Below are 12,385 nucleotides of genomic sequence, written 5' to 3' on the forward strand. Positions count from 1 at the left end.
GCTTCATAATGTGGTGATGTATTTCTGGCGTTATTTCGACTTTAGTTTCTCTTTAAAAACCTGGTCCAGTTTGTCCATTTTTGGTTTGATCACATACTGGCAATACGGTTCGCGCATATTCAGTTTGTAATAATCCTGGTGGTAATTTTCGGCAACGTAGAATTTGGCGGCCGGCGAAATTTCGGTTACGATCGGGTTGGGAAATACTTTTTTGGCGTTCAGTTCAGCTTTATATTTTTCGGCTGTTTCTTTTTGTTTTTGGTTGTGGTAAAAAATTACGGAACGGTACTGCGTGCCTACGTCAGCGCCCTGGCGGTTTAAGGTAGTTGGGTCATGGAGTTTCCAGAAAATTTCCAGCAGTTCTTCATAGCTTATTTCCTGCGGGTTGTAGGTTACTTCAATTACTTCGGCGTGGCCGGTAGTGCCGGTGCAGATTTCCTTGTAAGTAGGGTTTTCGGTCTGGCCGCCTTCGTAGCCGCTTTGTACTTTTTGTACGCCTTTCAGGTCCTGGAAAACAGCTTCGGAGCACCAGAAACAGCCCATGCCAAACGTGGCTTTTTCGGAAGCAGCAGAAACGGTATTGATATTGTCGGCAAAAGTCATGGTTGCAAATTGAATGAGAAATAAAACAAAAATAGCTTTGAAACGGGAAAGTAGCATATTAAGATTTCGGTAAATAAGAAAACGCAGTGCCTGGGCTCTGCATCATTACAAATTCTAAACGCAGCAAATTCCTTTTTAGCACTTTTTAAGCATAAAACTATACCGTTTTATTTTGCTTAAATCAGGTCGAAAGCCATGGCGTACTGCGAAAGCTCGTAAGAAGAATTGATGCCCAGTTTCTTCTTGATATTTTTGCGGTGCGTTTCTACGGTGGCCGTGGAAATAAAGAGTGCTTCGGCTACTTCGCCGGAGCTTTTACCCAATGCGGTCAGTTTTAAAATATCGCGTTCGCGGCCGGTTAACTTCGAGAATTTAGAATAGTTATTGCGCAGGAATTCATTTTCCTTTTGCAGGCGGTCTACTTTGGTGGTGTTGTGGTGGGCCAGATCCAGCGGTACAGCAATGGTGATATTCAGGATCGGGTTGCCGGTTTCGTCGCGCATAAAAATTTTGGTGGAAGAAGCATACCAGGTATATTCATAATTGGGCAAATTGCGTACCTGCTGAAAAAAACTTACCCACTCCAGCTGATCGTTCCGTTCCAGGGCGCCGATAATTTTTGGTACATAATCATTTGCTTCTTCCGGGTTAAAAAACCGGTCGTAATAGGCCGGGCCCATGGCAACCACTTCTTCCAAGGTAACGCCCAGCAGATCGAGGCCGCGCTGCGACATGTATTCCACGCCCATGCCATTGTTGCTGTGGATGATGATCACGCCGGGAATTTCGTTAGCCACCGCATCTATTTCAGCAATTTTAGCCTTCATTTGTTCAGTGAGGCCACGTTGGTGGGCAGGAGGAGAATGTTGCATATAGAGAGAGTAGTTCTAGAATGGTTCAGATACTTGTAGGCTTTGTACACTTCCAAACCACAAGATATAAAATTATGTTTGAGGAATTAGGATTCCGGAATTTAAATATATTAAGAATTGAATACGATTGGATACCGGTGGGTTGATCTGGGTAAAATGGAAATATTTAGAGCCGCGGATGGTTTAAAATTATTCCGTTTGCGTAGTAATTATTACCTTTGTTGCTTGTAGACACTACATATGAAGAATATTCGGAATTTTTGCATTATTGCACATATAGATCACGGCAAGAGCACGCTGGCTGACCGCCTGCTGGAATTTACTTCCACGGTAGGGCAGCGCGACATGCAGGCGCAGCTTTTAGATAACATGGATCTGGAACGGGAGCGGGGCATTACCATTAAAAGCCACGCCATTCAGATGGTTTATAATTACAAAGGCGAAGAATACATTCTGAACCTGATCGATACCCCGGGCCACGTCGATTTTTCTTACGAGGTTTCCCGCAGCATTGCCGCCTGCGAAGGCGCGTTGCTGATCGTAGACTCCTCGCAAGGCATTGAAGCCCAGACTATTTCTAACCTTTACCTGGCCATTGGCAATAACCTGGAAATTATTCCGGTACTGAACAAGATCGATTTGCCGCACGCCATGCCGGAAGAAGTTTCGGATGAGATCATTGACCTGATCGGTTGTGAAAAAGAAGATATTATCCCGGCTTCCGGAAAAGCGGGCATTGGGATTGAAGATATTCTGAATGCCATCTGCGAACGCATTCCGGCGCCGAAAGGTGACCCGCAAGCCCCTTTGCAGGCTTTGATCTTCGACTCGGTTTTCAATTCGTACCGCGGCATTGAGGTTTATTTCCGGATCATGAACGGTACGCTGAGAAAAGGCGACAAAGTAAAGTTTGTGAACACCGGCAAGATTTACAATGCCGATGAAATTGGCGTACTGAAATTAAACCAGGAGCCGCGCGACGTGATGAGCGCCGGCAACGTGGGTTACCTGATCTCTGGCATTAAAGAAGCCAAGGAAGTAAAAGTGGGCGATACCATTACCACGGTAGATAACCCGACCAAAGAATCGATCCAGGGTTTTGAAGAAGTAAAGCCGATGGTATTTGCCGGTATTTATCCGGTGGAAACCAGTGAGTTTGAAGAACTTCGCACCGCCATGGAAAAACTGCAGCTTAACGATGCTTCTTTGGTTTGGGAGCCGGAAAGTTCGGTAGCGCTGGGTTTTGGTTTCCGTTGCGGGTTCTTAGGCATGCTGCACATGGAAATTGTGCAGGAACGCCTGGAACGCGAATTCGACATGACGGTAATTACTACCGTGCCGAGTGTGCAGTTCAAGGTTTTCTCTACCAAAGACGAAGAAATTATTGTGAACGCGCCTTCCGATATGCCGGAGCCGAACTTTATCAGCCGCATTGAAGAGCCTTTCATTAAAGCGCAGATCATTACCAAATCCGATTACGTAGGGCCAATCATTTCGCTTTGCATGGATAAACGCGGCGTAATTAAAGGCCAGAATTACCTGACTTCGGACCGCGTGGAAATGATCTTTGAAATGCCGCTGGCCGAGATCGTGTTCGATTTCTTCGATAAACTGAAAACGATTTCCCGCGGGTATGCATCCCTGGATTACGAACTGATCGGTTTCCGGACTTCGCACCTGGTGAAGCTGGATATTATGCTGAACGGTGAGAAAGTGGATGCGTTAAGTGCCATTGTACACCGCGATAAAGCCTATGACTGGGGCCGGAGATTATGCGAAAAACTCCGCGAGTTGTTGCCGCGCCAGATGTTCGAAATTGCCATTCAGGCCGCGATCGGGCAGAAAATTATTGCCCGCGAAACCATTTCGGCTTTACGGAAAAACGTATTGGCCAAATGCTACGGCGGGGATATTTCGCGTAAACGGAAACTTTTGGAGAAACAGAAAAAAGGTAAGAAACGGATGCGCCAGGTGGGTAACGTAGAGATCCCGCAGGAAGCCTTCCTTGCCGTGCTCAAACTCGACTGATGCGTAAAACAAAAAGCCCCGACGTGCGAAAGTATTTCGGGGCTTTTTGTTTTACGCAGGTCGCAGTTCGAATGTTCGAATGTTCGACTTTTGGAGGTAAAAAGGATAGCGTTTTTAAACCTGATTTTCGATTGTTGGATTTCCGAATTTTCGATTTTTGTCTAGGAAAGCATAGCGTTTCAGCGTTCTCCGCTGTTGGTATTTAAACTAATAACTTTGGCAGCCATGTTTGTTGTTGTGAAAACGCCATCAACGGCGGCTTATCGTTAAACCTAGGCTACTGTAGTTGAAACCTTGACTTTTTGAGCTGAAAACGATAGCGTTTTAAACCTGATTCTCGATAATTAGATTTTCGATTATTCGAATTTTAAAGCTTTAAACCCTGGCGTTTTCGGAAATTTAAACTTTAGGCAAATAGTAATTCATCATTATACATTACACATTAATCATTACAAAATGACCCTTCTCGACGGAAAACAAACAGCCGAAACCATTAAAGAAGAAATTGCAGCCGAAGTTGAGGCTATAAAAGCTGCGCATGGCAAAGTGCCGCACCTGGCGGCGATCTTGGTGGGCAACGATGGCGGTTCGCAAACTTACGTGAACAACAAAGTGCTGGCCTGCGAACGGGTTGGCTTCGACTCGACTTTGATCCGGATGGAAGACAGCATTACCGAAGAAGAATTGCTGGAGAAGATTGAGGAATTGAACAACGATGCGAACGTAGACGGGTTTATTGTACAGTTGCCGTTGCCTAAGCACATCGATACCGAAAAAGTGCTGGAAGCAGTTAACCCGAGTAAAGATGTAGATGGTTTTCACCCGACGAACGTTGGCCGCATGGTGGCCGGTTTAAAAGCCTTTTTGCCGGCCACGCCTTATGGTATTCTGCAATTGCTGGAACGCTATCAGATTGAAACCAAAGGCAAGCATTGCGTGGTAATTGGCCGGAGCAACATTGTTGGTTCACCAATGAGCATTTTAATGGCTAAAAATGCTTATCCGGGAAATTGTACCGTTACGATCTGTCACCGCCACACCGAAAACCTGGCTCAATTTACCAAACAAGCCGATATTCTGATCGCTGCCGTAGGTATTCCGGAATTTGTGAAAGCGGATATGGTGAAAGATGGCGCCGTGGTGATAGACGTGGGAACGACCCGCGTTCCGGACACGACCCGCAAAGCCGGCTATAAACTGAAAGGCGACGTACTTTTTGACGAAGTGGCGCCGAAGTGCAGTTTTATTACCCCGGTACCGGGCGGCGTGGGCCCGCTTACCATTGCCATGCTGCTGAAAAATACACTGAGTGCGGCTAAAAAAGAAGTTTACCACAACTAAAAACGGTATGCTTTTCAGCGCAGAAACTGTTAACAGGATTTGCTTTAACTAAATATAGAAAATCTGACATGTTTTTAGTTAAATTATAATCGTTGCCCGGAAAACTGCGTATAGTTTATAAAACCCGCGCTTTTAAAAATATCGAAATAAAACCCTTGATTTTCCGTTGGAAAATAATAAATTAACGGAATGTAAAAGCGGATTTCTTCGTTCTTCACTAAGATTAAATTTTTTTTGTTGCTCAGCTATTGCAAAAGTAGCTGAGCAATTTTTTGACTGAATACTATTATTTTGGAAGCATCAATTTTAAATAAACCCGTTTCTTCGAAAACTGTACCGGCCGATGGTACGCAATTGCCTTTAATGGAAGCTTTTTATACCATTCAGGGCGAAGGTTTTCATTCCGGTCGGGCTGCTTATTTTATCCGGTTGGGTGGTTGTGATGTGGGGTGCCACTGGTGCGACGTAAAAGAATCGTGGAATGCGGAAGATCATCCGCTTACAACCATTGAAGAAATTGTGAATCTGGCAGCGGCCCATCCGGCCAAAACCGTGGTAATTACCGGCGGCGAACCGCTGATGTATAACCTGAAACCTTTAACGCAGAAACTGCACGAAAAAGGCATTCAGACGTTCATCGAAACTTCCGGCGCTTATCCGCTTTCCGGCGAATGGGACTGGATCTGTTTATCGCCTAAAAAATTCAAAGCGCCGCAGGAAAGCATTTTGCCGCACGTAGGCGAACTGAAAGTGGTGATCTTTCATAAATCGGATTTTGCATGGGCCGAGCAATTTGCCGAAAAACTTGATCCGAAAGCGCGTCTTTATTTACAACCTGAATGGAGCAAGGCCGATCAGATCACGCCGCTGATCGTGGAATATGTAAAAAATAATCCGAAGTGGCAGATCTCCGTTCAGACCCACAAATACATGAACATACCGTAAACCATATGGGTAAATCGTTCGGTTTTATTTTACTGATGATCTTTGGTTTTTTTGGAACTGTGCTGGCGCAGTCTGAAAAAGTTTCTTCTAATGTGCCCCGTGCCGTGCTGATGTACCAGCGCAGCATGGATGCCGCAAAAGATCGTAATTTCGACAAGGCAATTGAGCTGATGGAAAACGCCATTAAACGCGACCCGAAATTCGGGGAGGCTTATTTGCGGATGGGCGGCTATTTTAAATTGCTCGGCAACAAAGCCAAAGCTTACGAAAATTACAAAAAGGGCATCAGTTTACTTCCGTTCAACCCAGCTTTGGTAAACGATTACCTGGTGGCAGGCGACCTGAGCATGAATACCGGCGACTATCTGACAGCAGAAGAAAATTATTCGAACTACTTAAAATCTTCGCCTAAAAACCCTAAACTGAACCCGTATGCCGAACTGCAGATCAAGAATTGCCAGTTTGCGCAAAAGGCCATCCAAAGGCCGGTGGAATTTAAGCCGCGCCGCTTAGGTACGCATATTAACCAGTTTACCTATCAGTACTTCCCGAACGTAACCGCCGATCAGCGTTATTTTTTATACACCGGCCGCGGAGCAGGTACCGAAGCAGACGAAAATTTGTACATCAGCGAGCGAACCCCTGAAGGCGAGTGGAGCAACCCGGCCTCCGTTTCCCCGCTGATCAATACGGTGCATAACGAAGGCGCCGGCACGATTTCCGGTGACGGTAAAACGCTGGTTTTCACGTCCTGCGACCGGCCCGATTCACAAGGCGATTGCGACCTGTATATTTCGGTAAAGCAGGGAAACCAGTGGAGCAAGCCCCGCAACCTGGGCCACATTGTAAATTCTTCTTCCTGGGATTCCCAGCCGGCACTTTCTGCCGACGGCCGCATTCTTTATTTTGCTTCGCTCCGGAAAAATGGCAGCTATGGGCAGGAAGATATCTGGGTAACGCGCCTGCAGGAAAACGGGCAGTGGAGCGCAGCGGTTAATGCCGGCCCGACCATTAATACTTCCGGCAAAGATATGGCGCCCTTTATTCACGCCAGCGGTACGACCTTGTATTTTACTTCCGACGGCCACGTGGGAATGGGTGGCCTGGATGCCTACGAGACCCACCTGACCGATAATGTGTGGAGCACGCCCCAGAATTTAGGGTATCCGCTCAATACTTACGAAGACGAAGGTTCGGTTTTCATTTCTTCCAACAATGTTAAAGGCTATTATTCGCGGCAGTTAACCAACCCCAACAGCGGTAAACGCAGCATCGATATTTTTGAATTTGATGTGCCGCCGGCCTGGAAAAGTAAAGATGCCACCACCTATGCTGAAGGCCGCGTGTACGATGCCGCTACCAAAAAACCCATTAAAGCCGACCTCCAACTTTACGATATCTCCACAGATGAACTCGAGCAGCAGGTAAGTTCTGACCAGGTTACCGGCGAATATACCATCGTGTTGAAAGAGGGTGGGCAGTATGCCATGTATGCTTCTTCCGAAGGGTATTTGCTTAAAAGCATGAGCTTCGATTATACCAATAAGAAGGATTTTAACCCGCTGATGCTCGATATTTACCTCGATCCGGTAAGATCCGGTTCATCTATTGTGCTTAATAACATTTTCTTCCCGACCGGCGAATTTAACCTGGATCCGAAATCGAAGACGGAGCTGAAAAAACTCGTTACTTTCATGAACCGGAACGCGACCATTATCGTGGAAATTTCCGGCCATACCGATGACGTGGGTTCGGATGCCAATAACCAGGTACTTTCGCAGAAAAGGGCGCAATCGGTAACCACCTTTTTAACCAGCAACGGCGTTTCCAAGAACCGCATTAAAGCCATTGGCTACGGCGAAACCAAACCCGCCGTTCCGAACAACACCGATGCCAACCGCCAGCAAAACCGCCGGATCGAGTTTAGAATTCTTTCGGAATAGCAAGCCTGATTTCAAAAACGAAAAAACGCTATACTTTTGAGGTTTAAAAGTGTAGCGTTTTTTTCGTCTGGAATTCTTAAGAATGGAATGCTGAAATAATTTCATAGCACTATAAAAAAGAAAAACCCGATCTTACGACCGGGTTTTTTGCTGTAAAAGCATAGCGTTTTTTACTATTTGCGATCTGCGATCTTCGTGTATTCGCGAACGGTTTCGCCGGTGTAGATCTGGCGCGGACGGCCAATTGGCTCTTTGTTCGTGCGCAGTTCTTTCCACTGGGCGATCCAGCCTGGGAGACGGCCTAAGGCAAACATTACCGTAAACATTTCGGTTGGAATACCCATGGCGCGGTAAATGATACCAGAGTAGAAATCTACGTTCGGATACAGTTTCCGCTCTACGAAATAAGGATCCGTAAGAGCTGCTTCTTCCAGTTCTTTGGCAATGTTCAATACCGGATCTACTACACCCAGATCAGCCAGAATAGTATCGCAAGCCGCTTTGATGATCTTCGCCCGTGGGTCGAAGTTCTTATACACGCGGTGACCGAAGCCCATTAAACGGAACGGATCGTTTTTGTCTTTGGCTTTTTCGATCCACTTTTTAGAATCGCCGCCGTCGGCTTTAATGGCCTCCAGCATTTCAATTACTTCCTGGTTGGCACCGCCGTGCAGCGGGCCCCACAGGGCGCAGATACCGGCCGATACCGAAGAGTAAAGCGAACCATTGGCGGAACCTACTAAACGTACGGTAGAGGTAGAGCAGTTTTGTTCGTGATCGGCGTGCAGAATAAGCAGTTTGTTCAGCGCATCCACTACTACCGGATTTACTTTGTATTCCTCAGTTGGGTAAGCGAACATCATGTGCAGGAAGTTCGAGCAATAATCGAGGTTGTTTTTAGGATAGATTACCGGGTGACCGATAGAGTTTTTATAAGACCAGGCCGCAATGGTAGAAAGTTTGGCCAGTAAACGGATAATGTTCAGGTCCATTTCTTCCTCGGTCATGTTCGGGTTCAGCGACTCCGGGTAGAAAGCGGTAAGCGAGCCAACCAGGGAAGAAAGAATACCCATCGGGTGCGCTGTAGAAGGAAAACCGTCGAAGATCTTGCGCATATCTTCGTGCACCAGGGTGTGCATTTTGATCTGGTTGCTGAAATTTTCGAGCTCCTGAGTAGTTGGCAGTTTGCCGTAGATCAGCAGGTAAGCAACTTCAATAAAGTTCGATTTCTCAGCCAGTTGGTCGATCGGGTAACCGCGGTAATTCAGGATGCCCTGCTCACCATCCAGGAACGTGATCGCGCTTTGGGTGGCGCCCGTGTTCTTATAACCCGGGTCTATGGTAATATAACCGGACTGGTCACGAAGCTTGGAAATATCAACTGCTTTTTCGTTTTCTGAGCCTGTGATTACTGGCAATTGGTAAGATTTACCATCTAAGATAATTTCTGCGAATTCTGCCATTAGAAAATAATATGGTTGTGTGTGGTATGCCTATCAAGACCGCAAATTAGATAAAAAACAATTAAAAAGAAACGGAATAAAACTATTCTCACAATTTTAATTCTATCTTAATCTTAACCAAAGCTGCATGCGAAATTATTCCTATTCCCGGCAGAAAAAGTTTTATTGATTTGCCGGCGTTTCATATTAAAAATACCGGAAATGCTTGGCTTTGGCCGAATTTGAAAGATGTATTTCGTTTTATGCGTTTTTTTAAACCGGGGTGCGTACCTTTGCGGCAGAATAAACGCTATCCTTTTAGGCCCTGAAACTCGGTCTTAGTTGGGCAGCAAACAAAATATAAATATTATAGCATGAATAAGATAACCACCGATATCTGTATTATCGGCGCCGGACCGGTAGGGCTTTTTGCCGTTTTCGAGGCCGGTCTTTTAAAACTGCGTTGCCACATAGTAGATGCCATTGCCCAGCCGGGCGGTCAGCTTTCGGAAATTTATCCTAAGAAACCGATCTACGATATTCCCGGTTTTCCCGAAGTTTTGGCCGGCGATCTGGTGAATAATTTAATGAAGCAGATCGAACCGTTCAAACCTTCTTTCACCTTAGGCGAGCGCGTAGAGCATTTGCATAAACAGGAAGACGGCTCTTATATCGTAGAAACCGTTGCCGGAACCCAGGTTGCCTGTAAAGTGGTGGTAATTGCCGCCGGCCTTGGGTCTTTCGAACCCCGCAAACCGGCTTTGGAAAACCTGGCGCTTTACGAAGGCAAAGGCGTGAATTACATGGTGATCGATCCGGAAGTTTTCCGTGGTAAAAAAGTGGTGATCGCCGGCGGCGGCGATTCGGCTTTAGACTGGTCGATTTACCTTTCCGGTCTGGCTTCGGAACTTACGCTTGTGCACCGGGGCAGTTCATTCCGCGGCGCACCGGAATCGGCCGAAAAAGTGGTAACCCTCACCGAGGAAGGCCAGATGCGTTTGCTTTTAAAATCGAACGCGGTTGCCCTGAACGGCACCGATAAACTCGAAAAAGTAACCGTGCAGTCGGAAGACAACAGTACCATCGATATTGAAGCCGATTATTTTATTCCGCTCTTCGGGCTGGTACCGAAATTAGGCCCGATCGAAAACTGGGGCCTGGAAATTGAAAAAGGCGCCATCGTGGTAAATACTTTCGATTACAGCACCAACGTGCCGGGCGTGTTTGCCATCGGCGACATCAATACCTATCCGGGCAAGCTGAAACTGATCTTATGCGGTTTCCACGAAGCGGCTTTAATGGCCCAGAGTGCTTACAGCATTATTAACCCGGATAAGAAATACGTTTTAAAATACACCACTGTAAACGGCGTGCCGACCCTGTAATATGAGTGATATCAGAATTGCTGTAAAAGAACCAAACGGCGAACATACCGAAATTACCGCGCCAACCGACATGGGCCTGAGCCTGATGGAAGTGCTGAAAGCAAACGAATATCCGATCCAGGCGACCTGCGGCGGCATGGCGTTATGCGCCACCTGCCACGTAGAAGTGCTGGAAGGTCCCGAACTGAAAGAACCATCCGACGATGAAGCGTACATGCTGGAAAGTCTGCCAACCTCTACTTCGCGGAGCCGCCTTTCGTGCCAGATAAAATTAACGCCCGAAATGGAAGGCCTGACTGTAAGAATTGCCGCCGAAGATTATTAACGGTTGATAATTTAACCATTAAAATATCCTGTAGCTTAAGGTTAAACCCTTCGCTACAGGATATTTTTTTTGTAAAAACGCTAGGGTTTTGGGCTGCAAAAGTCTGAACAGTACAAACCAAACGGCCGTAAGCAAACCAGCAAACCGATAAATCATGAGCGGAATTTATAAAAGCAAAGTTGTGCTGATAACCGGTGGAGCGCAAGGCATTGGGTTAGGCATGGCGCAGGCGTTTGCACGCAAAGGTGCCACCGTAATTATTGCCGATTGCGACCACGAAGCCGGCGCGGAAACCCTTGCAAAACTAAAGCAGAAAAAGCTGAAAGTGCAGTTTGAATTATGCGATGTAAGCCTGGAAAACCAGATTTCGGAACTTTTTAAAACGGTAGGCAAAACGCACAAAAAACTCGATGTACTGGTAAACAATTCCGGCACCGGCTTTCAGAAACCTGTTCCGCTGGAAGAACTTCTTTCTGCTGATTTCGATCGGATATTGGCAGTGAATTTGCGCGGGCCTTTGCTTTGCACCAAATACGCGTTGCCGCTGCTGGAAAAAAGCGATGCCCCGGCCGTACTCAATATCACTTCTACCCGGGCGTTTATGTCCGAACCCGATACGTTTGGCTACTCAGCCTCCAAAGGTGGCCTGGAAGCGCTTACGCACAGTTTAGCCATCAGCCTGGCCGGGAAGAGAATACGGGTAAATGCCATTGCGCCGGGCTGGATCGAAACCGGGCCCTGGGAAAAGAAAAGTAAACGCTACGAACCGAAACACAGCCAGGCAGACAAAGAGCAGCATCCGGTGGGTAGGGTAGGCGAGCCGGAAGATATAGCCGAAGCCGCTTTGTTTTTATGTTCGGAAAAAGCAGGTTTCATTACCGGCCAGCATTTAATCATAGACGGCGGTATGACCGTGAAAATGATCTACCATTAAAACAATAAGCCTCCCGGAAATACAGATCCGCGAGGCTTATTAAATTATATCAGCAAGGAAAATTACTTTTTTTCTACCAGGTAAAACGGATTATCGCCGCGCGGGATCAAACCCATTTTTAACTGGAAAACCCGCGCCATATTGATTGCCCGGGCTTTGCTCATTTCAGCAATTTCCCCTTCAAACAGATCGTCTATATTTTTAACGAACAGCTCCATCCACCGGTCGAAATGGGCTTTTTCAACGGGAAGGAATGCGTGTTTCGGAAAAGGCTGGCCGGTATACGTAGAGCTTCCCAGTAAAATAGAACTCCAGAATTTATACATGATCGGCAAATGCGTTTCCCAGTTCACGTGCGCATGCCCGTTAAAAACCGGTGAAAGCAGATCGTCCTGGTTTACCAGATCATAAAAAGCATCTACCATGCGCTTTATATCTTCTTCCGTCCGGATATCGGGTTTTTCAGTATTCATAAGGAAATATTCATTTTACTTGGTGCTGCCCGCTAGCCGGAAATTTCTGGCCGAAAGCGTATTGTTTCTTAACGATTTCAATCCTGGGAACATT

General features: G+C 46.5%; 11 protein-coding genes. 7 read left to right on the forward strand and 4 right to left on the reverse strand.

The features are described from left to right. Positions 1 to 30: 30 nt before the first annotated feature. A complete protein-coding gene (gene msrA, locus I5M27_RS06870; protein ID WP_200505462.1) occupies positions 31 to 603 on the reverse strand; it encodes a peptide-methionine (S)-S-oxide reductase MsrA in 573 nt (190 codons plus the stop codon). A gap of 176 nt (positions 604 to 779) precedes the next feature. Beyond that, positions 780 to 1,430, reverse strand: coding sequence for a LuxR C-terminal-related transcriptional regulator (locus tag I5M27_RS18785; protein ID WP_317193563.1), 651 nt, complete (start codon positions 1,428 to 1,430; stop codon positions 780 to 782). 285 nt (positions 1,431 to 1,715) lie between these two features. Here I5M27_RS18785 and lepA point away from each other — a divergent pair, with 285 nt between their 5' ends. From lepA to I5M27_RS06895, 4 genes are all read left to right on the forward strand, one after another. Further along, the gene (gene lepA / locus I5M27_RS06880; RefSeq protein WP_200505464.1) at positions 1,716 to 3,503 is read left to right on the forward strand and encodes a translation elongation factor 4; all 1,788 of its coding nucleotides are present in this window, start codon (positions 1,716 to 1,718) and stop codon (positions 3,501 to 3,503) included. A 456-nt stretch (positions 3,504 to 3,959) separates the two neighbouring features. Continuing rightward, a complete protein-coding gene (locus I5M27_RS06885) occupies positions 3,960 to 4,844 on the forward strand; it encodes a bifunctional 5,10-methylenetetrahydrofolate dehydrogenase/5,10-methenyltetrahydrofolate cyclohydrolase (protein WP_200505465.1) in 885 nt (294 codons plus the stop codon). Positions 4,845 to 5,207: 363 nt separating this feature from the next. Continuing rightward, on the forward strand, positions 5,208 to 5,789 hold the full coding sequence (locus tag I5M27_RS06890) for a 7-carboxy-7-deazaguanine synthase QueE (protein WP_200505881.1): 582 nt from the start codon (positions 5,208 to 5,210) through the stop codon (positions 5,787 to 5,789). 5 nt (positions 5,790 to 5,794) lie between these two features. Next, positions 5,795 to 7,732, forward strand: coding sequence for an OmpA family protein (locus I5M27_RS06895; RefSeq protein WP_200505466.1), 1,938 nt, complete (start codon positions 5,795 to 5,797; stop codon positions 7,730 to 7,732). Between the two features lie 173 nt (positions 7,733 to 7,905). Here the strand turns inward: I5M27_RS06895 and I5M27_RS06900 are convergent, their stop codons facing one another. Next, the gene (locus I5M27_RS06900) at positions 7,906 to 9,195 is read right to left on the reverse strand and encodes a citrate synthase (protein WP_200505467.1); all 1,290 of its coding nucleotides are present in this window, start codon (positions 9,193 to 9,195) and stop codon (positions 7,906 to 7,908) included. A gap of 353 nt (positions 9,196 to 9,548) precedes the next feature. On the opposite strand from I5M27_RS06900, the gene I5M27_RS06905 reads away from it, so the two are divergent. The 3 genes from I5M27_RS06905 to I5M27_RS06915 all read left to right on the forward strand — a co-directional run bounded on the left by I5M27_RS06905 (position 9,549) and on the right by I5M27_RS06915 (position 11,818). After that, positions 9,549 to 10,559, forward strand: a complete 1,011-nt coding sequence (locus I5M27_RS06905; RefSeq protein ID WP_200505468.1) for an NAD(P)/FAD-dependent oxidoreductase — start codon at positions 9,549 to 9,551, stop codon at positions 10,557 to 10,559. 1 nt (position 10,560) lies between these two features. After that, positions 10,561 to 10,884 (forward strand): 2Fe-2S iron-sulfur cluster-binding protein, encoded by a 324-nt coding sequence (locus I5M27_RS06910; protein ID WP_200505469.1) that lies wholly within the window; start codon positions 10,561 to 10,563, stop codon positions 10,882 to 10,884. Positions 10,885 to 11,038: 154 nt separating this feature from the next. Further along, entirely contained in the window at positions 11,039 to 11,818 is a 780-nt protein-coding gene (locus I5M27_RS06915; RefSeq protein ID WP_200505470.1) for an SDR family NAD(P)-dependent oxidoreductase, read from the forward strand. A gap of 62 nt (positions 11,819 to 11,880) precedes the next feature. Here the strand turns inward: I5M27_RS06915 and I5M27_RS06920 are convergent, their stop codons facing one another. Next, positions 11,881 to 12,291 (reverse strand): group III truncated hemoglobin, encoded by a 411-nt coding sequence (locus tag I5M27_RS06920; RefSeq protein WP_200505471.1) that lies wholly within the window; start codon positions 12,289 to 12,291, stop codon positions 11,881 to 11,883. Positions 12,292 to 12,385: the final 94 nt, after the last annotated feature.

The organism is Adhaeribacter terrigena (genome assembly GCF_016623615.1).
Classification (GTDB): Bacteria; Bacteroidota; Bacteroidia; order Cytophagales; family Hymenobacteraceae; genus Adhaeribacter_A; species Adhaeribacter_A terrigena.